This window comes from Actinomadura sp. B10D3 (assembly GCF_039871695.1).
Lineage (GTDB): Bacteria > Actinomycetota > Actinomycetes > Streptosporangiales > Streptosporangiaceae > Spirillospora > Spirillospora madurae.
The window spans coordinates 89736-112306 of sequence record NZ_JBDPLY010000009.1; the positions used below are offsets into that span (position 1 = coordinate 89736).

Consider the following 22571-nt stretch of genomic DNA (forward strand, 5'->3'; position numbering starts at 1 on the left):
CCCATGCACGGAATCCACGCGTCGCTCGTGACGCCGTTCACCCGCTCCGGCGAGGTGGACGCCAAGTCGCTCGAACGCCTCGCCTCCCACTGCCTGGAGGGCGGCGCGGACGGGCTGGTCGCGCTCGGCACGACCGGCGAGGCCGCCCTGCTGAGCGCCGCCGAGCAGCGGACGGTGCTGGAGGTGTGCCGCGCCGTCTCGCTCGAACACGGGACCCCGCTGACGGTGGGCGCCGGGACGATGGGCACCGAGGACTCGATCCGGCAGGCCCGCGAGCGCGCCCCGCTCGCCGACGCGCTGCTCGCGGTCGTCCCGTACTACCTGCGCCCGTCGGACGACGGCGTCGTCGACCACTTCGCCGCCGTCGGCGCCGCCGTGGACGTCCCCCTCGTCCCCTACAACGTGCCGTACCGGACGGCGAAGCCCCTGTCCGCCGAGACCCTCCTGCGGATCCTCGACCTCGACTGCGTCGCGGGCATGAAGCACTGCGCGGGGGCGATCGACCAGGACACCCTCGCGGTGCTCGCGTCCCGTCCGGACAAGGCCGTCCTGTGCGGGGACGACGCGTACATCTACCCCATGCTCCAGCTCGGCGCGTCCGGCGGCGTCGCCGCGTGCGCGTGCCTGGCGCCGGCCGCCTACGCCGCGATGGCGGAGGCGGCGCGCCACGGGAACGCGGCACGCGCGCTGGCGCTCCACAACGCGCTGCTGCCGATGGCGGTGGCGCTGTTCAGCGAGCCGTCGCCGGCGGTGCTCAAGGCCTGCCTGGCCGAACAGGGCCTCATCGACGACCCCGCGGTGCGCGCACCCCTGCACGCACCGCGCCCTGAGCCGGTCACCGAGGCCCTGGCGGCGTTCCGGGCGCTGCCCCCTCTGGCCGGGCCCGTCTAGGTTGCGGCGGACGCCCGTGCCGCGGCCTTGGCGGCATGCGGGAGGGCGTCCAGGATCCGCCCCAGAGCCTCCTCGTCATGCGCGGACGAGAGGAACCACACCTCGTACGCCGACGGCGGCAGGTACACGCCGCGCTCCAGCGCGGCGTGGAAGAACGCCCCGTAGGCGGCGGAGTTCTGGCGCTGCGCCGCGGCGAAGTCGCCCACGGCACCGTCGGTGAAGAAGATCGAGAACAGGGTGCCGGCGGTCTGCAGCGAGTGCGGGACCCCCTCCCGCTCCAGCGCCTCGGACGCGGCCTTCGACACGACCTCCGCCGCATGGCCGACCGCGGCGTACACCTCGTCGGTGGCGTGCCGCAGGGTGGCGAGCCCGGCGGCGGTGGCGAGCGGGTTCCCCGACAGGGTGCCGGCCTGGTAGACGGGCCCGGCGGGGGCGAGGTGGTCCATGACGTCGGCGCGCCCGCCGAACGCGGCGGCGGGCAGGCCGCCGCCCATCACCTTCCCGAACGTCATCAGGTCGCCCGGCACGCCCTCGATCCCGAACCACCCGGTCCTGGACGCGCGGAACCCGGTGAGCACCTCGTCGATCACCAGCAGCGCCCCGTGCCGCTCGCACAGCCGCTTGAGCAGCGCGTTGAATCCGGCGATCGGCGGGACGACGCCCATGTTGCACGGCACCGCCTCGGTGATGACGCAGGCGATGTCGGGGCCGTGCTCGTGGAAGGCCGTCTCCACGGCGGTGACGTCGTTGTAGGGCAGGATCAGCGTGTCGGCGGTGGCCGCGCCGGTCACGCCCGGCGTGTCGGGCAGCCCGAACGTGGCGACGCCCGAGCCCGCCGCGGCGAGCAGCGCGTCCACGTGCCCGTGGTAGCACCCCGCGAACTTCACGATCTTGCTGCGGCCGGTGAAGCCGCGGGCCAGCCGGATCGCCGTCATCGTCGCCTCGGTGCCCGAGTTGACGAGCCGGACCCTCTCCGCGGGCGTCCGGGCGACGATCTCCTCGGCCAGCGCGACCTCGCCCTCGGTCGGCGCCCCGTAGGAGGTGCCGCGGCCGGCCGCGTCCCGCACGGCCTCCACCACGGCCGGATGGGCGTGCCCGAGGATCAGCGGTCCCCAGGAGCACACCAGGTCGACGTACTCTGTGCCGTCGGCGTCGGTGAGGTACGGGCCCCGCGCGGACGCCATGAAGCGGGGGGTCCCGCCGACGGCTCCGAAGGCCCGCACGGGCGAGTTGACGCCGCCGGGGGTCACCGCGGCGGCACGGTCGAACAGCTGCCGGGAGCGATCGAAATCAGTCACGGTCGCAGTCTCTCAGTTGCAGTTCGGCGACTTGCCTTGACCTCATGCCGTACGGGCCGATATTCCACCAAGTACGACATCGGAGGGATGGCTTTCACCGTGGTTGACGGCTGGACGGTCCCGGGCTTCACCCACGAGCGGGAGCTGGGTGACGGCGCCGCGGGCCGGGTGGTGCTGGCGGTCGACGATCTCACCAGCACGCGGGTCGCGATCAAGTACCTGGACAGGGCGCTCGGCGCCGACGAGTCCTTTCTGGCGCGGTTCCGGGCGGCGGCCCGGAACCTGTCCCAGCTCGAGGACCCCAACGTGGTCGACTTCTACGACTTCGTGGAGACCGCGGACGGCGCCGCGATCGTGATGCAGTGCGTGGAGGGCGTGAGCCTGCGCCGCGTCCTCGCCGCGCAGGGGCCCACCGGCCCGCTCGCGGCGCTGTCGATGCTGGGCGGAACGCTCCTCGGGCTCGCCGCGGCGCACGAGCACGACGTGGTGCACGGCTCCATGCGCCCGGCGAACGTGCTCGTGGACGGCGAGGGCAACGCGCGCCTCACCGACTTCGCGACCGCGCCGGCGGGCACCGAGGCGCAGCTCGGTCCGCCGTACGCGGCGCCCGAACTGTGGGACGGCGCGCCCGCCACGGTCGCCACCGACCTGTACGCCGCCACGGCGATCTTCTACGAGTGCCTGACCGGCCATCCTCCCTACGCCGGGCGGAACATGGCCCGGCAGCACCGCGAGGCGCCCATCCCCGCCGACGAGGTCCCCGGGCCGCTGCGCGGGCTGATCCACCAGGGGCTCGCGAAGGACCCGGAGCAGCGCCCGAAGTCGGCCGCCGACTACCTCGCCGCCCTGGAGGAGGCCGCCGTCTCCGCGTACGGGCCGTCGTGGGAGGCGCAGGGCCGCGGCCGCCTCACCGAGCTGTGCGCGCAGGCCGCGCAGCGGCCGGAGCCGCCGAAGCCGAAGCAGTCCCGCAGCAGCGGCCGCAACGCGATCGTCGCCGGCGGGCGGCCGGGCGGCGGGTCGCGGGTGCGCTGGGTCCTCGCCGCCGTCGCCGTCCTCGTGATCGCGGGCGCCGGGGCGGGCGCGGCGGCGGTGCTGAAGAAGGACGACAAGCAGCCTCCCGAGCCGACGCCCGCGCAGAGCAGCTCCCCGCAGCCGACGCTGCCGGCCGGCGGCGTCGACCCCGCGCCCCTCGTCGCGCGGATCGACCAGGCCATCGCGCAGGCGCCCGGCGCCGCGTTCAGCTACCGGCAGACGGGCTGCTGCGGCTTCCCCGTCAACGGCCGGGGGACGTTCGGGCTGGCCCAGGGCGGGCAGGCGTCGTACACGCTGACGCTCGCCGGGACGGGCTCGGCCCGCAAGCCGGTGCGGGCCGTCATCGTCCAGGACCGGCTGTACGTGCGCGCGGGCAAGAAGTGGCGGTCCTCGCCGCTCGGCGGGCGCGGCTACGCCGGGGCGGCCGACCAGGTGCGGCAGGGCTCGTCCGTCGGGAACCTGACGGCGCTGCTGCGGGCGGCGACCAAACTCACCCGGTCCGGGTCGATCTACGAGGGCGAGGCCCCGGCCGCGAAGCTGGCGCAGGCGCCCGGCGTCGGCCCGATCTACGCGCGGATGTCGCAGTCGACCGGCGCCCAGCAGATCGCCTTCGCCATCAAGTTCGACTCCGGCTACCGCCCGGTCCGGTTCTGGGTGCGCGCCGGTCCCGAGAAGGGCCGCAACCAGATGCAGCACGGCTCCTACTCCAAGTGGGGCCGCAAGCCCGCCGTCAAGGCACCCCGCTGACCCGCCCGCCGACCACACCCGCTGGTCGTCCGCCGCCCTCGCGGCGGGCGGCCAGGCGCCGTCGGGCGTCCTAGGCGCCCTCACAGGCGTCCGAGAGGACCTCCAGGAGCCGCAGCGGGTCGGGCAGCGGGTCACGGGACGGCGGGCGCAGCCAGCCCACCTCACGCCCGTACGGGAGGACGGACGGCGCCGCGACGACGTAGCTGTCGCGGCAGTGCCAGCGCATGCCGGGCGTCTCGGCGACGTCCTCCGGCAGGGTGTCCAGGTGGCACGACCACCACTCGTCCTCGTCGACGGGAGCGCCGCGCGTCGCGACGAAGAACAGGTGCCGGTCGCCCCCGAACGACGCGACCGGACCGACGGGAAGGTCGTCCCGCTCGATCCGGTCGAGGGCGATGGTCCCGGCGGCGGCCGGGATGTCGAACACGTCGAAGACCCGGCCCGTCGGCAGGATGATGTTGGCCTGCGGGCGCTCCTCCCACCACCGTGTGATCACGTCCGCGTCGACGCTGGCCTGATGCGCCCAGGCGGCCGACACCGGATGCGCGCCCGGGTCGGGACAGCCGATCCGGTCGCACGAACACGCCCGGTCGCCCCCGGCCGGGGAGTGGGCCCCGGGATAGCAGGGCCAGCCGAGATCCGCGTACTCCCGCGCCGCCGCGGCCATCCGGTCACGCGCCGCCTTCAGCCGCCTGTTCCCCGAGACCGCCAGCATCTCGCCCCCCAATACCCAAGGTCGCACGCAGGTTCCTTGGTTATCGATGATGCCCGGCGGCGGGAAGCGCGGACACGGCAACCCCCGGAAAACGACCCCAAGTGACTAGAGGGAGTCCCGGGATACCTGTGATCAGGAGATGATCAGGAGAGCCTGCGGGCCACCTCCGTGGCCCAGTAGGTGAGGACGATGTCGGCGCCCGCGCGGCGGATCGCCAGCAGCGACTCCATGATCGTCCGGTCGCGGTCGATCCAGCCGTTCCCGGCGGCGGCCTCGACCATCGCGTACTCGCCGCTCACCTGGTAGGCGGCGACGGGCACGTCCACGGCGTCGCGGACGCGGCGGACGATGTCGAGGTACGGGCCGGCGGGCTTGACCATGACCATGTCGGCGCCCTCGTCGAGGTCGAGGAGCGCCTCGCGCAGCGACTCGTCGGCGTTCGCCGGGTCCTGCTGGTGGCTGGCGCGGTCACCGGACCGCGGGGCGCACTCGGCGGCCTCGCGGAACGGCCCGTAGAAGGCGGAGGCGTACTTCACAGAGTACCCCAGGATCGCGATGTCGGCCTGGCCGGCGCCGTCGAGCGCCGCCCGGATCGCGCCGACCTGGCCGTCCATCATCCCGGACGGCGCGAGCACGGCGGAGCCCGCCTCGGCCTGCGCCAGCGCGATCGAGGCGTACCGCTCCAGGGTCGCGTCGTTGTCGATCTCGTCCGCGTCGGTGAGGATGCCGCAGTGCCCGTGGTCGGTGTACTCGTCCAGGCACAGGTCCGAGATGAGCACGGTCGCGTCGCCGAGGTCGGACGCCAGGTCGCGCAGCGCCCGCTGGACGATGCCGTCCGGGTCGTCGGCGGCCGAGCCCCGCGCGTCCTTCACCGCCGGGATGCCGAACAGGATGATGCCGCCGACGCCGGCCTCGACCGCCTCGTGCGCGGCCTTGCGGAGGCTGTCGCGGGTGTGCTGGAACACGCCCGGCATCGACGAGACCGGCTGCGGCTCGGAGATGCCCTCCTTGACGAACATCGGCAGCACCAGCTCGGACGGGCTGAGCCGGGTCTCGGCGACGAGGCGCCGCATCGCGGGGGTGCGCCGCAGCCGCCGCGGGCGCGCGACGGGGAACTGAGCAGACATGATCCCTCTGGATTTCCTCGGGTGTGCTATCTCCTGCGCCGGGCCCCCCGGCGCATCTGGCTGGGCTTGCGGAGCGGATCCCCCGCCTCGATCTGGGCCGCCCGCCGCTTGGCACCGTACTCCGCGAGCGCCTCAGCGAGGGCGGATACCGACGGCTGGTCCGCCTGGACGTCCACGCGGAGCCCGTACTCGCGCGCCGTCTTGGCCGTCTGCGGGCCGATCACGGCGATGACCGTCACGTTGTGCGGCTTGCCGGCGATCCCGATGAGGTTTTTCACCGTGGAGGACGAGGTGAACAGCACCGCGTCGAACCCGCCGCCCTTGATCGCCTCACGGATCGGCGCGGGCGGCGGCGCGGCCCGGACCGTCCGGTAGGCGGTCACGTCCTCGCACTCCCAGCCGAGCTCGGTCAGCCGGGCGATGAGCACGTCGGTGGCGATGTCGGCGCGCGGCAGCAGCACCCGGTTGATGGGGTCGAGGTCCTCGTCGTAGGGCGGCCACTCCCGCGCCAGGCCCTCGCCGGACTGCTCCCCGGACGGCATCAGGTCGGGCTGGACGCCGAACTCGACCAGCGCGGCGGCGGTCTGCTCGCCGACGGCGGCGACCTTGAGGCCGGCGAACGCGCGGGCGTCCAGACCGTAGTCGGTGAACTTCTCCCGGATCGCCTTCACCGCGTTCGTGGAGGTGAACACCACCCACTCGTAGCGGCCGGTGACGAGGCCCTTCACGGCCCGGTCCATCTGCTGCGGGGTGCGCGGCGGCTCGACGGAGATCGTCGGGACCTCGTCCGGGACGGCCCCGTACCCGCGCAGCTGGTCCGACAGCGACGCGGCCTGCTCCTTCGTCCGCGGCACGAGCACCCGCCAGCCGAACAGCGGCTTGGTCTCGAACCAGGACAGCTTGTCGCGCCAGCCCACCACGTCCCCGACGATGATCAGGGCGGGCGCCTCCATGCCCTTGGTGTCGGACGCGAGCTTCTGCAGCGTGGAGACCACGGTCTCCTGCTCGGTCGTCGTGCCGAGGCTCGTCATCGCGGCGAGGGTGGAGTCGGGACGCCCCGCGGCGACGAGGCCCTTCGCGACCTCCGCCACGGCGCCCTCGGCGCCGAGGATGACGAGGGTCGTGTCCCGGGCCGCGTAGCGCTCCCAGTCGACGCCGCCCTCGGAGGCGTCCACGATCCGGATCTCGCGGTTCTTGTCGTCCGTCAGCGGGATGCCCGCGTAGCCGGGCACGCCCGTCACCGACGACACGCCGGGCACCACCTCGAACGGGACGCCGGCCTTGGCCAGCGCACCGCCCTCGGCGGCGAAGCTGCACGCCACGCCCGGGTCGCCGCGGAACAGCCGGACCACCCGGCGGCCCGCCTTCGCGGCGCGGGCGGCGTGCTTCACCGGGTCGCCCTCCGCCGTGTCGATGATCTCGGCGTCGGGGCGGCAGTGCGTCAGGATCTCGGCCGGGCAGTGCGCCCGGCTCACGATGACCGTGTCGGCGCGCTCCAGCTCGGCGGCGGCGCGCAGGGTCAGCAGCCCGGGGTCGCCCGGGCCCATGCCGACGATCGCGACCGTGCCCGGGTCGGCCGTCCGGCGGGCGGACCCCGCCCCGGCGGCCCGCGCCGGGGCGCCCTTCGCGGTCGTGGCGGTGCTCTCAGCCGTGCTCCCCGCGGCGGACCTGCCTGCAGCGGGCTTGTCGGCGGGCTCGTCGGTGGTGGTCTTCTCGGCGGCGGTGGACTTCGCGGCGGGGCTCAATCTCGCTCCCCCATCAACTGGTCGGCCCCCTGCGCGAGCAGCCGGGACGCGAGGTCGCGCCCGATCTGCTCGGCGGCGTCCGGGTGGCCGCTTGCGGACAGCCGCACCTGCCGGCTCCCGTCGTACGCCGCGACGGTCGCCGTGAGATGCAGCTTTTCATCTATCTCGGCAGCGTATGTTCCCACGGGAGCGGAACAGCCCGCCTCCAGCACGGCCAGCACCGTGCGCTCGGCGGTGACGGCCCGCCGGGTCGGCGGGTCGTCGACCGTTCCGAGCAGCTCGCGGAGGTCGTCCCGGTCGGCGCGGCATTCGAGCGCGAGCGAGCCCTGCCCGGGGGCCGGCAGCATCTGGTCCGGCTCGAAGACCTCGCCGACCGCGTCCAGCCGGCCGATCCGCTTCAGGCCGGCGTGCGCCAGCACCACGGCGTCCAGCTCGCCGTCCGTGACCTTGCGCAGCCGGGTGTCGGCGTTGCCGCGGATCGGGATGATCTCCAGGTCGGGGCGCAGCGCCCGCAGCTGCGCGACGCGGCGCGGCGACCCGGTGCCGATGCGCGCCCCGCGGCGCAGGTCGGCGAGCTTCGCGGGCGCGCAGAGGGCGTCGCGCGGATCGTCGCGGACCGGCGTCGCCGCCAGCGCGATCCCCGGCGTCTCGGATGTCGGCAGGTCCTTCAGCGAGTGCACCGCGAAGTCCACCTCGCCGGACAGGATCCTGTCGCGGAGCGCGTTGACGAACACTCCGGTCCCGCCGATCTGGGCGAGCAGGGCCTTGGAGACATCACCCTGCGTGGTTACCCCGACCAGCTCGACGGCATGCCCCGTCAACTGCGACAACGCGTCCGCGACGCCCCGGGACTGGGTCATCGCCATCAGGCTCTTGCGGGTGCCCAGCCGCAGCGGGCCCCTGCTCGCCGTACTCACTTCTCGTCTCCTTCACGCCCCGGGACCGTGTCCCGGGCGCTGACCGCCCGGACGCTCGCGGCCTGGGCGTTCACCGTCTCCACGTTCACGCCGTCCGGCGCCGTGGCACTCCTCGGTGCGGACACCGGGCTGACGCAGTCGGCCTCCGCGCATCCCGGGTCCAGCTTGGGCTCCTCCTCGCGCATGTCCGCGCGGGCCACCGCCTCGGGGGCCTTCGGGTCCAGGTCGAACAGCTCGCGCAGCGCGTCGGCGTAGGAGTCGCCGCCCGGCGCCGCCGCCAGCTCCTTCACCCGGACGGTCGGCGCGTGCAGGAGCTTGTCCACGACGCGCCGGACCGTCTGCTCGATCTCCCCGCGGGCCCGGTCGTCCATCCCGGGCACCCGGCCGGTGAGCCGGGCCAGCTCGGCCTCGACCACCTCGGCCGCCTTGCTGCGCAGCGCGACGACGGTCGGCGCGACGGCGGCGGCACGGGCGGCGCTGAGGAACGCCTCGACCTCCTCGCACACGATCCGCCGGACGGCCTCGACCGCCTCCGGGCCGATCGCCTGGGCGGCCTCCTGCGCGGTGCGCAGGTCGTCCAGCCCGGCCAGCTCCACGTCAGGGAGGTCGCCGGCGCTCCGCTCGACGTCGTGCGGCAGCGCGAGGTCGAGGAAGAAGCGGCGCCGCCCGTCCGAGCCGACGCCGCGGGACGTCAGCTGCCCGGTGGTCACCACCAGCCCGGTCGCGCCGGTGCACGACACCACCAGGTCGGCCTCGGCGATCGCCGCGTCCAGGACGGACAGCTCGATCGCGCGGGACGGGACGTCCAGCGACCCGGCGAGGCGCACCGCGTTCGCGTGGGTGCGGTTGGCGACCACGACCTCGCGCGCCCCGGCCCGGCTCAGCGTGGTGGCGGCCAGCGAGCTCATCGATCCGGCGCCGACGACGAGCGCGCGCACGCCGGTGAGCGGCCCGAGGTGCCGGGCGGCGATGTCCAGGCCCACGCTGACCAGCGACGCGCCGGCCTTGTCGATGCCGGTCTCGTGGTGGGCGCGCTTGCCGACCCGCAGGGACTGCTGCAGGACGTCGTGCAGGTCGCGGCCGAGCGTGCCCTCGTCCTGGGCGAGCCGGAACGCCTGGCGGATCTGCCCGAGGATCTGGCCCTCGCCGACGACCATCGACTCCAGGCCGCACGCCACCGCGAACACGTGCTGGACGGCGCGCTCCTCGTAGTGCACGTAGAGGTGGCGCGACAGGTCGTCCAGGGGGACGCCCGAGTGCAGGGCCAGCAGTTCGGAGATCGCCGAGACGCCGCCGTGGAACTTGTCGACGACCGCGTAGATCTCCACCCGGTTGCACGTCGAGACGATCGCGGTCTGGGCGACGTTCGCGGACTCGTGCACCGCGTGCAGCAGCTTGACCAGATCGTCGCCCGCGACCGCCGCGCGCTCCAGCACCGCCACGGGCGCGCTCCGGTGGCTGAGGCCCACGACCAGAATGCTCATTTGCCGTCTCCAGCGTCTCCGCTTGCCCGCCCTGCCTCGCTTGCCAGTCCTGCTCTGTTGGCCCGTTCCCTGCTGGCCCGTTCCCCGCTTGCCCGTTTTGCCTTGCTTGCCCGTGTTGCCCGTGTTGTTGCTGTACGGCTCATAGTTCCACCGTCTCCACGTACTGCGTCGCGCCGGGGGGTTCCTCGGAGCCGGCCAGCGGGGCGACCCCGTCCGGCCCGCCCGCCTTGCGCTGCTCGTGGAACGCGAGGATCTGCAACTCGATGGAGAGGTCGACCTTGCGCACGTCCACCCCGTCCGGCACCGACAGCACCACCGGGGCGAAGTTCAGGACGCTCGTCACTCCGGCGGCCACGACGCGGTCGCACACGCCCTGGGCGGCGCCCGCCGGGGTCGCGATGACCGCGATGGACACGCCGTGGTCGGCGATGATGTCCTCCAGCCGGTCGATGTGCTCCACCGTCATGCCGGAGATCTCCTGGCCGACGATGGACTCGTCCGCGTCGAGCAGGCCCGCCACGCGGAAGCCGCGGGACGCGAAACCGCCGTAGCCCGCCAGCGCACGGCCCAGGTTACCGACACCGATGATGGCGACGACCCAGTCCTGGGTGAGGCCGAGCTCGCGGGAGATCTGGTAGACGAGGTACTCGACCTCGTAGCCGACGCCGCGCGTCCCGTAGGAGCCGAGGTGGGACAGGTCCTTGCGGAGCTTGGCCGAGTTGACGCCGGCCGCCGCCGCGAGCTCCTCGGAGGAGACGGTCGCGACGCCGCGCTCCTGCAGGCCGGTGAGGGCCCGGAGGTAGACCGGGAGCCGCGCCACGGTGGCTTCGGGGATACCGCGGCCCGCGCGGTCGCGGTGGCGGTTCTGTCGAGGTGTCACGGCCTGCTCTTCGGGCTCGACGCTGGGAATGGTCATGGGGATGACCAGCGGCCCTCGGCACGCGCGGGCGGGCGGCGGCCTCACGGCCGCGCCCCGGCCGCCCCAGGGCCGTCCACCAGGTTAAGCCTTTGTGAATACACGCACAAAGTCACCCCCCGGTTGTGGGGTCCGCGGGCGATCCGCCTGATTTACCGAAAGGCCCGTCTAGCAGGGTCTTCCACACTAAATCCGGAAAGGCTCGGCGGAGCAGGGATGTGACCGACGAGACAAAATTTGTCCTATCGTCCCACGCGCTCGTCCCGCGCGCCCGCGGGCGGCGGCGGGGCGAGGGGGCCGCGGTCGGCGGCGACGGTGAACGGCGGCGGTCAGCGGAGCTTCGCGATGGCGGCGCGGAGGCGGGCCTCGTCGACGCGCCAGAAGTCGTGCTGGACACCGTTGATCAGAGTGACGGGGATCTGCTCCCAGTACCGCTCGGTGTCCTGCTCCGACCGCGTGATGTCGCGCTCCTCCCACGGCACGTCCAGGTCGCGGGCGACGCGCTCGATCACCGCGCGGGCGTCCTCGCACAGGTGGCAACCGGGCTTGCCGAGCAGCGTGATCATGATATGCGCCGGCATGTCACCTCCCGGGGTACTCCGGCGCGGGCAGCGGCACCTTGGCCGCGCCGAGCTTCAGCTCGATCACGTTGGTGGCGATCACGTGGGTGCGGGACTCGGCGAGGAAGCGCTGCAGGTGCGGCTGGCGGCGGTGCGCGGCGAACGCCGCCTCGTCCCGGAACATCTGGTAGAAGATCCGCTGCGTGGGGGCGCCCACCACCTCGTGCGAGGCGAAGATCAGCGTCTCCGGCTCGGCGGCGAGGGCCGCCTTCACCAGGTCGGCGGCGAGCCGGTCGAAGGCGCTCTCGCGCCCGTCCAGCAGCGTGTAGACGGTGATCTGGCCGCACGCGTTCGCCAGCTCGCCGCCGAGCGCGCCCTGCCTGGCGAGGCCGGCGAGCGGTGACTGGCCGATCCCGTCGACGGCCGTGGGACCGGCCGGGTTGGGCGCCGGGCTCTCGGGATAGGCGGGCTGCTCGGGGACCGGGATGCTGGTGTTCTCGGGGAAGCGCAGCTCTTCGGAGGACGGTTCGGGGAAGCGCAGCTCGCCGCGCCGCTGGTCAGGCGGCGGGGTCGGCGCCGGGACGGGCTCCGGCCGGGACGCGGGCGCGTAGCCCTGCTCCTCGTAGCCGGTGGCGGGCTCGTCCTCGTAGTCGTCGTAGCCCTCTTCGTCGTACACCGGGATCGTGCGCATCGCGCCGTACCAGACGAGCCCGGCGGCGGCGCCGAGCGCGATGACGGCGAGCGGCGCGGGCAGGAACCCGCGGGTGCCGCTGACCACCAGGACGCCGGCGAGGGCGACGAGCGCGACCGGGATGAGCAGCTCCGCGGCCTCCTGGTCCTGCTTGCTGGCCAGCCAGGCGGTCACGCCGGTGCAGCCCGCGAGCGCGAGGACCGCGACGACGTGCGCGCCGTCGATCAGCAGCAGCGGCAGCGCGTCGTAGGTGTCGCCCGGCTTGGGCAGGCTCTTGGACAGCGAGCCCTTGAGCGGGTCGAGGATCAGGATCACGATCGCGACGACCGTGTAGGAGATCGCGAACAGCCAGGCGGCGAAGCGGACCTGCACGTACCGCGCGATCAGCTCGATCATGCCGAGCGCGAGCCACACCGGCCCGATCAGCGCGGCGCCGAGCTCCATGACGCGGAACAGCAGGCCGTTGTACCCGGCGAGGAAGCCGACGCCCATGGACAGCAGGGCGAGCGTGAGCCCGACCTGCGTGAACGACCAGGCGATCAGATAGAGCAGCCGGTCTTTGGAGGCGCGCTGGATCAGCAACCCGGTCGCCGCGAGGGCACCAAGGGTCGCCAGTAGCGCGAGAAGAGCATCGACCATCGCGCCCCATGGTGCCCGATGGCGGGGGCGGACGGGTAACCGCTCCCCGGAACGCACCATTGCCTTGCGTACCTTTCGGTCTCTAGAGTGGCAGATCACGCCGGAGGTCGCGTACGCCCCGAGGAGAACTGCATGAGCAGCCTGACCCTCGATGCCGGGGTTCTCCCGATTCCTCGGCATTCCCGGGGCGGGCTGGTCCGTCCGGCCACAAGACCCGCGGGCCGTCCCACCGACCGTGTTGATGACCGTGTTGGCGACCGGGCCGAGGTTCTGAAGGCGCTCGTGCTGCGGGCGCGGGACGGCGACGCCGAGGCGTTCGGCTCCCTCTACGACCACTACGTCGAACTCGTCTACCGGTACATCTACTACCGGGTGGGAGCGCACTCGCTCACCGAGGACCTGACCAGCGAGACGTTCCTGCGGGCCCTCCGCCGCATCTGCGACTTCCACTGGCAGGGCAAGGACTTCGGTGCCTGGCTGGTGACGATCGCCCGGAACCTCGTCGCCGACCACTTCAAGTCAGGCCGGTACCGGCTGGAGGTCTGCACCGCCGAACCGGCCGAGCCGGAGCACCACCAGGAGGGGCCGGAGCGGGCCGTCCTGGACGCCATGACCAACCGGACGCTGCTGCTGGCCGTCCGGCGGCTGGGGTCCGAGCAGCAGGAATGCGTGGTGCTGCGGTTCCTGCACGGGCTCACCGTCGCCGAGACCGCCCTGATCATGGACAAGAAGCCGGGCGCGATCAAGGCGTTGCAGTACAGGGCCGTCCGGTCCCTGGCCCGCATGCTCCCGCAGGACCTCCGCGGCTGAGGCCCGGCCGGGGCGCGCCCGCCGCTTTCGGGACGCCGCCCCCTTGCGCGGCGGCTATTGCATTGTTTATCAAGGAACCTTCGGGCCGTAACCCGGCCCGGAGCCCGCTCGTTCAGCGGGCAGGAGCGCGTTCGCGCCTGGAGTAGTCCGCAAGGGAGCGGCCAGTGAGAACCGGGACGTGAAGACGAGGCGGGGAAAGATCGCAGAGCAGGGGAACGTGCTGGCGCGGCTGCGGGCGGGCGACCCGAGGCCGGACCCGCGGTTCCGCGCCGTCCTGCGCGAGCGGCTGGTGGCGGCCGCGGGCGACCGGAGTGAGGACGGTCGCAATCACGGCCGTGCGGACGGCCACGGGGAGCCGGTTGACTAGGCTTCGCTCATGCGGCGAATCTGGCAGCGGGACTTCTGGGGCCGCGGCAGGGACGAGGACCACAAGAGCGCCGGAGAGGCCGCCGCGGCGGCGGCCGAACTGGGACCGCTCCCGGCGCCCGACCCCGCGGCCGCGGCGTTCTTCGACGTCGACAACACGATGATGCGCGGCGCGTCCATCTACTACTTCGCGCGGGGGCTCGCCGCGCGCAAGCTGTTCACCATGCGCGACCTCGCCATGTTCGCCTGGGGCCAGGCCGCGTTCCGGCTGCGCGGCACCGAGAACTCCGAGCACATCGGCAGCGCCAAGGAGGCCGCGCTCGCGTTCGTCGCCGGGCAGCGGGTCGACAAGATCGTCAACCTGAGCGAGGAGATCTACGACGAGGTGATGGCCGACCGCATCTGGCACGGCACCCGCTCCCTCGCCCTCCAGCACCTCGACGCCGGCCAGCAGGTGTGGCTCGTCACCGCCACGCCCGTCGAGGTCGCCCGGACGATCGCGCACCGCCTGGGTCTGACCGGCGCGCTCGGCACCGTCGCCGAGACCAGCGACGGCCTCTACACCGGGCGGCTCGTCGGGAACCTGCTGCACGGGCCCGCGAAGGCGGAGGCCGTGCGCGCCCTCGCCCAGCGCGAAGGGCTCGACCTGGCGCGCTGCTCGGCCTACAGCGACTCGGTCAACGACCTGCCGATGCTGACCGCCGTCGGCCACCCGCACGCGGTGAACCCCGACGCCGAGCTGCGCGCCCACGCCCGGGACCACGGCTGGCCGATCCACGACTTCCGCACCGGCCGCAAGGTCACGATGGTCGCCCTCCCCGCCGCCGCGGGCGCCGGCGCCATCGCGGGCGGCGTGGCGGCCGGCATCGCCCTCCGCCGTCACTACCGCACAAGCTGACCGCGGCCGCTCGGCCCTGCCTGTCTATAGTCGGCCTGTCTATAGTCGGCCCGTCTCCAGTCGGCTTGTCTGCTCAGCCCGGTTCTGGTCGGCCCGGCTCTAGTCTGTCCCCGTGACCGTCGAGCTGAGGCTGTTGTCCCGCGTCGCCTGTCGTGGGCGGGATGTCACGAGTCCTCGGCTGCGGGGGCTTCTCGCGCTGCTCGCGGGTGAGCCGCGCACCGGCGTGTCCGTGGTGCGGCTGGTCGAAGGGCTGTGGCCGGACGACCGTCCGGAGAAACCGGCGAAGGCCCTCCAGGTCGCCGTCTCGCGGGCACGGTCCCAGCTCGGCGCGGACGTCATCGCCAGCACGCCCACCGGGTACCGGCTCGGCTTGGACGAGTCCGCCGTGGACGCGTCGGCCGTGGTGCTCTCCGCGTCCGCGAGCTCCCGGTGCTCTCGGGACGGCGACCATGCGGGCGCGCTCGCGCACGCCGAGGAAGGGCTCGCGCTGTGGGAGGGGTCGCCGCCTTCCGAACGGGACGCGGGGGACGATCCGGTGTCCGTCCTGCGGGCGGAACGGGTGCCGACCTACTGGACGCTGATGCGCGCCCGCGCACTCGCCCTGGCGCGGCTCGGGCGGCACGCGGAGGGGTTCGACGCGCTCACCGGTGTCGTCCGCGAGTATCCGCGGGACGAGGAGGTGCTCGCCGGGCTGCTGCGATGCGAGGCGGCCACGGCCGGTCCTTCGGCCGCGCTGGCTCGGTACGAGACCTACCGGCGTTCGCTGCGGGACGAGCTGGGCACCGATCCGGGGACGCCGCTCCAGGAGCTGCACCGTGAGCTGCTCCAGGACGAGGCGCCCGCCGTCCGGCGCGGGGTCGCGCACGAGCCGAACCCGCTGCTCGGCCGCGGCGGGGACCTCGCCGCCGTGCTGGGCCTGCTGCGGACGTCCCGTGTCACCTCGATCGTCGGTACGGGTGGTCTGGGCAAGACGCGGCTCGCGAACACCGTCGCGCGGGAAGCCCCGCAGCGGGCGGTCCACTTCGTCGCGCTCGCCGGTGTCGCGCGGGACGAGGACGTGGCCGGGGAGGTCGCATCGGTCCTCGGCGTGGGCGAGTCCCCGCGAGGGCGCCTCGGCGGGCCGGCCGACCTGGTCTCCGCGATCGCGGACGTCCTCGGCCCGGGGCCGGTGCTGCTCGCCCTGGACAACTGCGAGCACGTCATCGACGGCGCCGCCGGCCTGGCCGGTGCCCTGGTGTCCCTGACACGGGATCTGCGCGTGCTCACCACGAGCCGCGCGCCCCTCGGGCTGTCGTCGGAGTCGGTGTATCCGCTGCCCGCCCTGGACCTGCCGACGGCCGTGGAGCTGTTCCGGCAGCGTGCGCACGCGGCGCGTCCCGGCGTCGACCTGCCGGACGGAGCCGTCGAGGAGCTGTGCCGCCATCTCGACGGGTTGCCGCTCGCGATCGAGCTGGCGGCGGCGCGCGTCCGGGTCATGTCCGTGTCGGAGATCGCCCGCGGCCTGGACGACCGGTTCGCGCTGCTGCGGGGGAACGCGCGCGACGCACCGTCCCGGCACCGGACCATGCACGCCGTCGTCGACTGGAGCTGGAACCTGCTCTCCCCGTCGGGACGGGCGGCCATGCGGGCGCTGTCGATCTTCCCCGCCGGGTTCACGACCGACGCGGCGCGCCATCTGCTGTCCGGTGGTGAAGTGCTGGAGGTCCTGGAGGACCTCGTCGACCAGTCGCTGCTCGAAGTGGTCGAGGGCGTGCCGGGGACCCGGTTCCGGATGCTGGAGAGCGTCCGCGAGTTCAGCGCGTCCCACCGGGAGGCCGAGGGCGAGACGGAGCGCGCGGTCGCCGGGCTGCTCGCCTGGGCGCGCGAGTTCGGCGCGATGCACCACGGGCCTCTCTTCGGCGCCGAGCCGTTCGACTTCGTGGAGCGCGTCCGGGTCGAGCAGGACAACCTGCTCCACGTGCACCGCCACGGGCTCGCCCGGCAGGACGGCGCGGCCGTCGCGGCGGTGGCCGCCGTCCTCGGCGGGATGTGGACGCTGGAATCCGCCTACAGCCGGCTGATCGTCCTGCTGGAGGAGAGCGCGGGGCTGCTGAGCCGGTTCCGCCCCGGGCCGGAGGACGTGGAGGTCACCCGGACGGCGCTCGCCCTCAGCGTCCTGATGACGTCCATGCTGAAGGGGCCGCGGGCGACGCGCGCGCTCGTCGCGCTGCGGCGCCTCCCGGCGCCGCCGCCGACCGACCCCGTCCGGGCCATGGCGCTCATGATGGCCTCGCTGCCGGAGATCCTCGGGCCGGACAGCCCCGCCCTCACCGCGATGTGCGAGAGCGACGCCCCCGCGCTCGCCGCCGTCGCGAACTTCGGCGCCGGCTACATGCACGAGAGGAACGGGGATCTGGAACGCGCGGTCGCGTCCACCGAGAGGATGCTCGCAGGGGCAGGTACGTCGCCCGCCCCGTGGCTGCTGCTGCTCGCCCACTCGCGGCTCAGCGAGCTTCTGGCGCAACTCGACCAAGGCGAGCGCGCGCTGCACCACCTCCACACGTCGCTGGAGTTGATGGAGCGGCACAGGTGGCCCGACACGTTCGGGCTGATGTGGGCGCTCGCCGCCGCTCACATCTCGCTCGGGCAGTGCGACGAGGCGGAGCAGTGGCTCGACCGGTCGCTCCTCCAAGGGCAGGGGCCGGACGACGAGTACGGCACGGCCACCTTCAACCTCGGTGCCCGCGCGGAGATCGCGATCGCCCGCGGCGACGTGGACACCGGGCTGCGGCTGTGGCGGGAGGCCGTGGACCGGCTCTCCCGCGAGCCCAGCCCGATGGCGGCCTCCGACCTGGACCCGTACGCGCTCGAAGCCCACTGCGTCGCCGTCGTCGCCCACGCCGGGCACGGCCGGCCCGACCTGGTCGAGGACATCGTCGCGGGGCTGCCGGCCAAGCTCGCCGTCCTGCTCTCCGACCGGCAGGAGCCGCTGCCGTCCTTCTTCATGGACCTGCCCGTCTGCGGCGGTCTGCTGCTCGCCCTCGCCATGGCGGAACTCGCTCGTCCCGACGTCGGCCCGGACGGTCTCGCGTGGGCCGCACGTGCGATCGCGCTCGCGGAGCGGCTCCACCACATCAGGGCGTTCCAGCCGACGATGTCGTCCGCGGCCGCGCGCCGCGCCGCCGAGGACGCCGACGGGCCGGCGTACGCCGACGCGGTGTCGGAGTACGCCGGCCTCGGCCGTGGGGGGCTGCGGGACGCGGCCCGCCGGCTGATGGAAGCCCGCGTCAGCGGGGCGCCTTCCGGTTGAACAGCACCTTCGAGTACACGTAGCCGCCCAGGGCCAGGCCCGAGCACCACGCGAGGGACAGCATCACGTCGCGTCCGTCCGGCGTGGTCAGCAGCAGCCCCCGCACCGTCTCGATGATCGGCGTGAACGGCTGGTACTCGGCGAACCACCGCACCCCCGCGGGCATCGACTCCGGCGGGACGATCGTGCTGCCGAGGAACGGCAGGAACTGGATGACCATCGGCGAGTTACTCGCGCCCTCCGGGTTCTTCGCCAGCAGCCCCAGCGCGACCGCCACCCAGGTCAGCGCGAACGTGAGCAGCAGCATCAGCCCGATCGCCGCGAGCCAGTCGAGGACGCCGCCGCGCGTCCGGAACCCCATCGCGACCGCGACGGCGATGACGCCCGCCGTGCTGATCAGCGTCTGGATCATGCTGCCGACGACGTGCCCGGTCAGCAGCGAGGACCGCGAGATCGCCATCGTCCGGAACCGGTCGACGATGCCCTCGGTCATGTCCGTGCAGATGGCGACGGACGTCGCCATGCACCCGGAGGCGATCGCCATCAGGATGATCCCCGGCGCCACGTAGTTGATGTAGTCGCCCTTGGCCGCCCCGCCGACACCCGCGCCGAGCGCGTTGCCGAAGACGCCGACGAAGAGCAGCAGGATCAGGATCGGCACCATCATCCCGGCCAGCGTCAGGGACGGGTACCGGAGCGCGTGCCGCAGGTTGCGGCGCAGCATCGTCGCGGAGTCGGTCGCCGCCTGCGTGAGCGTAGTCATCGCGAACTCACCCTCTCGTCCTGGTTCTCGTGCTCGCGCTTGGTCTGGCCGGTGAGAGCGAGGAAGACGTCGTCCAGATCGGGGGTGTGGACGGAGAGATCGTCCACCTCGACCGACGCGTCCCCCAGGCGGCCGAGCAGCGATTGCAGCGATCGGACGCCGCCGTCACTCGGCACCTGCAGGGCGAGCGCGTCGTCGTCACGGGTCGCGTCGCCGAGCGCCCGCGCCGCCGCGTCCAGCCGGGCCGGATCGGCGAACCGTAGCCGTACATGGCCGCCCGGGACCAGCCGCTTCAGCTCGTCCGCCGTGCCCTCGGCGACCAGCCGGCCGCCGTCCAGCACCGCGATCTTGTCGGCGAGATGGTCCGCCTCCTCCAGGTACTGGGTGGTGAGGAAGATCGTCACTCCGCCGTGGACGAGCTCCCGGATGATCTCCCACATCGTCCGCCGGCTCCGCGGATCGAGCCCGGTCGTCGGCTCGTCCAGGAAGATGATCTGCGGATCCCCGATCAGCGTCATCGCGATGTCGAGCCGCCGCCGCATGCCGCCCGAGTACGTGGCGGCCGTCCTGCCCGCCGCATCCACCAGATCGAACCGCTCCAGCATCTCGTCGGCGATCCGGCGGCCGTCGGCCTTGCCGAGGTGGTGCAGGTCCGCCATCAGGATCAGGTTCTCCCGGCCGGTGAGCAGGCCGTCGACCGCCGAGTACTGCCCGGTCACCCCGATCGCCCGGCGCACCCCATCGGGGTCCGTCGCCAGATCCCGCCCGGCGATGCGCGCCCCGCCGCCGTCCGCGCGGATCAAGGTGGACAGGATCCGCACCACCGTCGTCTTCCCGGCCCCGTTCGGCCCGAGCAACGAGAAGACCGTCCCGCGCGGCACGTCCAGATCGATCCCGTCGAGGACGACCTTCTCCCCGAACGCCTTCCGCAGCCCGGTCGCATAGATGGCCGTCTGCCGTGCTTTCGTGTTCATGCCATGGAGCTTGGGCCTTCCCATTTTCAGCGCGCTTTCGTTCGGGTTTCATCTGTGTTTTAGACGTGAAACCAGCGTCGAATCTGGTCGTTAGTTCCATGCATTGTTCGGCATGCGTTCGTTCGTTTGACCGGGCGGTGGGGGCGGCGCTGCGTACGGGGCCGCCCCTCCAAAGTCAAGGGCGCCTTCGGCGTCGCTTCGCGATGGGACTCCGTCCCACCCTTGACTTCGGAGCCTCTACGGCCCCTAGGTGCAGCTTTCAACGGGCAGGCTCCGCCTGCCCCCCGCCGACGCGCCGCCCCCACCGCCGTCCAAGAGCCGACAAACCATCAACCCAAAGCGGACAATAGTGGCGAAATACAAAAGCCGCTAGATTCCACACGTGCCAATCTTTCGGCGGATTGACGTCGAACTCCGACGTATCCGGGTGGTGACAATAATCAAACCGGCAATCGATCATTCAAGGCACGCGAATCGCATACAATAAAACCATGGAAGTCGCGGTCGACCTCGAATCGGCGTCCACCATGGAATTGGTGAACGCCGCGTCCGCGATCGCCGTCGAACTCGCCAGGCGCACCCCACCACCCTCGGCGCCCGCCTGCATGGAACTCACCGAAGCCCTCGCCGCCGCCACCGACATGCACGAAGCCGCCCTCGCCGGATTCATCGGGGTGGTCGACACCGGCCGCGAAGTGCAACGGTGGGGCTTCCCCTCCACCCAGTCATGGCTGCGCAACCGCCTGGGCATGCGCGACGCCCGCGCCAAAGAACGCCTCACCCTGGCCCGCCAGCACCACCGCCTCCCCCGCGTGGCCGAACAGTGGGCCGCAGGCGAACTGTCCTTCGGCTACGCCGCCACCATCGCAGGCGCCGTCGCCCGCCTGGACGACCACGACTGCGCGACGGCCGAAGAAGTCCTGCTCGACATGGTCGGCAGGGACTTCTCCGCCGGGAAGATCGCCGCCTTCGGCCGTCGCATCCGCGACATCATCACCGAACGCGACGGCACCGAACCGGCCCCCGACGACACCCGGCGCGGATACGAACGCTCCTGGATCGACTCCACCCGCTCCCTGGACGGCGGCCGCTACATCAAAGGCTGGCTCAACGCCGAAGACGCCGCCATCTGGGACGGCACCCTCGGCCCCCTGGCCAAACCCACCGGCACCGACGACCACCGCGACCTGGCCGAACGAACCGCCGCAGCGCTGACCGCCGTCCTCTCCGGCGGCCACCGGGCCACCAAGGTCACCGTCCTCTGCGACCTGGACACCCTCACCGGCGGCACCACCCCCGCCCGGCTCCCCGACGGCACCCCCATCCCCGCCGAACAAGCCCGCCGCATCGCCCTGTCCGCCGGCGTCTCCCCCCTCCTCCTCGGCCAGGGCGGCATCCCGCTCTACCTAGGCCGCACGGAACGCTTCGCCACCCCCGCCCAGCGCCGCGTCCTCGAAGCCCTCAACCCCACCTGCGCCGTACACGGCTGCCAAGTCCTCGGCACCCTGTGCGAAGTCGACCACGTCCACGGCTGGGCCCTCGGAGCCCCCACCGACATCGACCAACTCACCCTCACCTGCGGCTGGCACAACCGCTACAAGGCCACCAACCCCGACCGCATCCACATAACCCGAACCCCCACCGGCCGCCACATCTACCGCCTCCGCCCCCCAAACACCCGACAGCCTGCCGCCCCGCCCCCTTGGATCATCGACCCCAAACCCACCACAGCCCCTCACCCCGCAATCCCCCTCGAACGATCACCCCAACACCAACCACCCACCCGGCGCCCCCTAACACCCCACCCCAGTACCACCCCTCGCCTCGCCGCCGAGGGGTCACCAATCCCTAAACCCCACCGCCCCGGTCCCCCGTTAGTCGCTGGATCAGTCGCGGCCACCCACGATCGTCCTGGCCCACGCCAGCCTCACGCCGCACCCCGACCACCACCTACTCCAGGGCCGGAATAGGGAACGAGCGACGCGACCGGCACCGCATCCCCGGCGGAGCCCACACCCGGCACGCCACACCGCCCTCCACCAACTCCTCGACGAACACGACCGCCACCCGTCCAGACACACCTGCCGAGGTCGAGGACGCGCTGCCGCGCACCCTGCACCGCCTCGACCACCACCAACCCCGTCCACCATCTCCTCGGCGAACACGGCTGCCACACCGTCCGGACAAGCCCGCCGAAGGACGCCCCGCTCGCGTAGCCAGCACCGCAGGTCGACGTAGCCACTGCCCTCATCACCGTGCAGCTTGCCTAGACCTCCTCGGCACTGCCGCACTGGGGCAGCCCACACCATCGACCGGTAGATAGATCTTCCACGCTTGCTCAAGATCGGGGACGTGCTGCCGCGCACCCCGCGCCGACCATCCCGTAGCCCCGCCCACCTGCTCCTCGGCCGCAACCAGGGCGACCGACGCGACCACCGACAGCGACTCTGCGGGGCCACGCACCCAGCACGCCACACCGCCCTCCAGTTCCCCAGCGAACCCGACCCCCCATCCCACCCAGGCACACCTGCCGAAGGACGCCCGCACGCGTAGCCAATACTCGCCTCCGTGTCGGCGAGCCGCTCCACCCAAGCGCAGCCAGCAGCTTCAGGACCCGCGCCCGCATCGCCGCCACCCGGACCGCCGTCCTCGAACCCCGCTAGGCCTTGCGAGCCGATGAGCGAGAGCTGGCGCGTGCTCCTCGTGGAC

The 22571-nt window shown here is 72.9% G+C and carries 18 protein-coding genes; 7 read left to right on the forward strand and 11 right to left on the reverse strand.

Features of this window, described 5'->3' with window-relative positions:
- The first annotated feature begins 3 nt into the window (after positions 1-3).
- Positions 4-891, forward strand: a complete 888-nt coding sequence (locus ABGB11_RS16230) for a dihydrodipicolinate synthase family protein (RefSeq protein WP_347633456.1) — start codon at positions 4-6, stop codon at positions 889-891.
- Here the strand turns inward: ABGB11_RS16230 and hemL are convergent.
- The gene (hemL, locus tag ABGB11_RS16235; protein WP_347633458.1) at positions 888-2189 is read right to left on the reverse strand and encodes a glutamate-1-semialdehyde 2,1-aminomutase; all 1302 of its coding nucleotides are present in this window, start codon (positions 2187-2189) and stop codon (positions 888-890) included. The genes ABGB11_RS16230 and hemL overlap by 4 nt on opposite strands.
- A gap of 87 nt (positions 2190-2276) precedes the next feature.
- Here hemL and ABGB11_RS16240 point away from each other — a divergent pair, with 87 nt between their 5' ends.
- Positions 2277-3968 carry a serine/threonine-protein kinase gene (locus ABGB11_RS16240; RefSeq protein WP_347633460.1) on the forward strand — a complete coding sequence of 564 codons (1692 nt, stop codon included), beginning with the start codon at positions 2277-2279 and terminating at the stop codon, positions 3966-3968.
- Between the two features lie 70 nt (positions 3969-4038).
- Here the strand turns inward: ABGB11_RS16240 and ABGB11_RS16245 are convergent, their stop codons facing one another.
- The 8 genes from ABGB11_RS16245 to ABGB11_RS16280 form a co-directional block, all read right to left on the reverse strand.
- Positions 4039-4683, reverse strand: coding sequence for a bifunctional DNA primase/polymerase (locus tag ABGB11_RS16245; protein WP_347633685.1), 645 nt, complete (start codon positions 4681-4683; stop codon positions 4039-4041).
- 143 nt (positions 4684-4826) lie between these two features.
- Positions 4827-5810: a porphobilinogen synthase gene (hemB, locus tag ABGB11_RS16250; protein ID WP_347633462.1), complete on the reverse strand. Its 984-nt coding sequence runs from the start codon at positions 5808-5810 to the stop codon at positions 4827-4829.
- A gap of 26 nt (positions 5811-5836) precedes the next feature.
- Positions 5837-7366 (reverse strand): uroporphyrinogen-III synthase, encoded by a 1530-nt coding sequence (locus ABGB11_RS16255; protein WP_347633687.1) that lies wholly within the window; start codon positions 7364-7366, stop codon positions 5837-5839.
- 185 nt (positions 7367-7551) lie between these two features.
- Positions 7552-8472: a hydroxymethylbilane synthase gene (hemC, locus tag ABGB11_RS16260; RefSeq protein ID WP_347633464.1), complete on the reverse strand. Its 921-nt coding sequence runs from the start codon at positions 8470-8472 to the stop codon at positions 7552-7554.
- Positions 8469-9956 carry a glutamyl-tRNA reductase gene (locus tag ABGB11_RS16265; RefSeq protein WP_347633466.1) on the reverse strand — a complete coding sequence of 496 codons (1488 nt, stop codon included), beginning with the start codon at positions 9954-9956 and terminating at the stop codon, positions 8469-8471. Before ABGB11_RS16265 ends, hemC begins: the two co-directional genes overlap by 4 nt.
- 139 nt (positions 9957-10095) lie before the next feature.
- Complete coding sequence (locus ABGB11_RS16270) at positions 10096-10836, reverse strand: redox-sensing transcriptional repressor Rex (RefSeq protein ID WP_347633689.1); 741 nt, start codon at positions 10834-10836, stop codon at positions 10096-10098.
- Positions 10837-11201: 365 nt separating this feature from the next.
- Entirely contained in the window at positions 11202-11453 is a 252-nt protein-coding gene (locus ABGB11_RS16275) for a glutaredoxin family protein (RefSeq protein WP_347633468.1), read from the reverse strand.
- 1 nt (position 11454) lies between these two features.
- Positions 11455-12762: an antibiotic biosynthesis monooxygenase gene (locus ABGB11_RS16280; protein ID WP_347633470.1), complete on the reverse strand. Its 1308-nt coding sequence runs from the start codon at positions 12760-12762 to the stop codon at positions 11455-11457.
- 132 nt (positions 12763-12894) lie between these two features.
- Here ABGB11_RS16280 and ABGB11_RS16285 point away from each other — a divergent pair, with 132 nt between their 5' ends.
- The 4 genes from ABGB11_RS16285 (at position 12895) to ABGB11_RS16300 (ending at position 18125) form a co-directional block, all read left to right on the forward strand.
- The gene (locus tag ABGB11_RS16285; RefSeq protein WP_347633472.1) at positions 12895-13572 is read left to right on the forward strand and encodes a sigma-70 family RNA polymerase sigma factor; all 678 of its coding nucleotides are present in this window, start codon (positions 12895-12897) and stop codon (positions 13570-13572) included.
- Positions 13573-13750: 178 nt separating this feature from the next.
- Positions 13751-13939, forward strand: coding sequence for a hypothetical protein (locus ABGB11_RS16290; protein WP_347633474.1), 189 nt, complete (start codon positions 13751-13753; stop codon positions 13937-13939).
- Between the two features lie 9 nt (positions 13940-13948).
- On the forward strand, positions 13949-14836 hold the full coding sequence (locus ABGB11_RS16295; protein ID WP_347633476.1) for an HAD-IB family hydrolase: 888 nt from the start codon (positions 13949-13951) through the stop codon (positions 14834-14836).
- A gap of 112 nt (positions 14837-14948) precedes the next feature.
- Positions 14949-18125: a BTAD domain-containing putative transcriptional regulator gene (locus ABGB11_RS16300; protein WP_347633478.1), complete on the forward strand. Its 3177-nt coding sequence runs from the start codon at positions 14949-14951 to the stop codon at positions 18123-18125.
- On the opposite strand, the gene ABGB11_RS16305 is transcribed toward ABGB11_RS16300, so the two are convergent.
- On the reverse strand, positions 18103-18888 hold the full coding sequence (locus tag ABGB11_RS16305) for an ABC transporter permease (protein WP_347633480.1): 786 nt from the start codon (positions 18886-18888) through the stop codon (positions 18103-18105). The genes ABGB11_RS16300 and ABGB11_RS16305 overlap by 23 nt on opposite strands.
- Entirely contained in the window at positions 18885-19862 is a 978-nt protein-coding gene (locus ABGB11_RS16310) for an ATP-binding cassette domain-containing protein (RefSeq protein ID WP_347633482.1), read from the reverse strand. Before ABGB11_RS16310 ends, ABGB11_RS16305 begins: the two co-directional genes overlap by 4 nt.
- Positions 19863-20353: 491 nt before the next feature.
- Here ABGB11_RS16310 and ABGB11_RS16315 point away from each other — a divergent pair, with 491 nt between their 5' ends.
- Positions 20354-21832, forward strand: a complete 1479-nt coding sequence (locus ABGB11_RS16315) for a DUF222 domain-containing protein (protein WP_347633484.1) — start codon at positions 20354-20356, stop codon at positions 21830-21832.
- Positions 21833-22571 lie beyond the last annotated feature (739 nt).

Excerpts from the sequence above, each read along its gene's own strand:
- ABGB11_RS16240 (WP_347633460.1), top strand. The coding sequence starts at position 2,277 with ATGGCTTTCACCGTGGTTGACGGCTGGACGGTCCCGGGCTTCACCCAC.
- ABGB11_RS16230 (WP_347633456.1), top strand. The coding sequence starts at position 4 with ATGCACGGAATCCACGCGTCGCTCGTGACGCCGTTCACCCGCTCCGGC.
- ABGB11_RS16305 (WP_347633480.1), bottom strand. The coding sequence starts at position 18,888 with ATGACTACGCTCACGCAGGCGGCGACCGACTCCGCGACGATGCTGCGC.
- ABGB11_RS16285 (WP_347633472.1), top strand. The coding sequence starts at position 12,895 with ATGAGCAGCCTGACCCTCGATGCCGGGGTTCTCCCGATTCCTCGGCAT.
- ABGB11_RS16245 (WP_347633685.1), bottom strand. The coding sequence starts at position 4,683 with ATGCTGGCGGTCTCGGGGAACAGGCGGCTGAAGGCGGCGCGTGACCGG.
- ABGB11_RS16315 (WP_347633484.1), top strand. The coding sequence starts at position 20,354 with ATGGAAGTCGCGGTCGACCTCGAATCGGCGTCCACCATGGAATTGGTG.
- hemB (WP_347633462.1), bottom strand. The coding sequence starts at position 5,810 with ATGTCTGCTCAGTTCCCCGTCGCGCGCCCGCGGCGGCTGCGGCGCACC.
- ABGB11_RS16280 (WP_347633470.1), bottom strand. The coding sequence starts at position 12,762 with ATGGTCGATGCTCTTCTCGCGCTACTGGCGACCCTTGGTGCCCTCGCG.
- ABGB11_RS16265 (WP_347633466.1), bottom strand. The coding sequence starts at position 9,956 with ATGAGCATTCTGGTCGTGGGCCTCAGCCACCGGAGCGCGCCCGTGGCG.
- ABGB11_RS16310 (WP_347633482.1), bottom strand. The coding sequence starts at position 19,862 with ATGAACACGAAAGCACGGCAGACGGCCATCTATGCGACCGGGCTGCGG.
- ABGB11_RS16295 (WP_347633476.1), top strand. The coding sequence starts at position 13,949 with ATGCGGCGAATCTGGCAGCGGGACTTCTGGGGCCGCGGCAGGGACGAG.
- ABGB11_RS16275 (WP_347633468.1), bottom strand. The coding sequence starts at position 11,453 with ATGCCGGCGCATATCATGATCACGCTGCTCGGCAAGCCCGGTTGCCAC.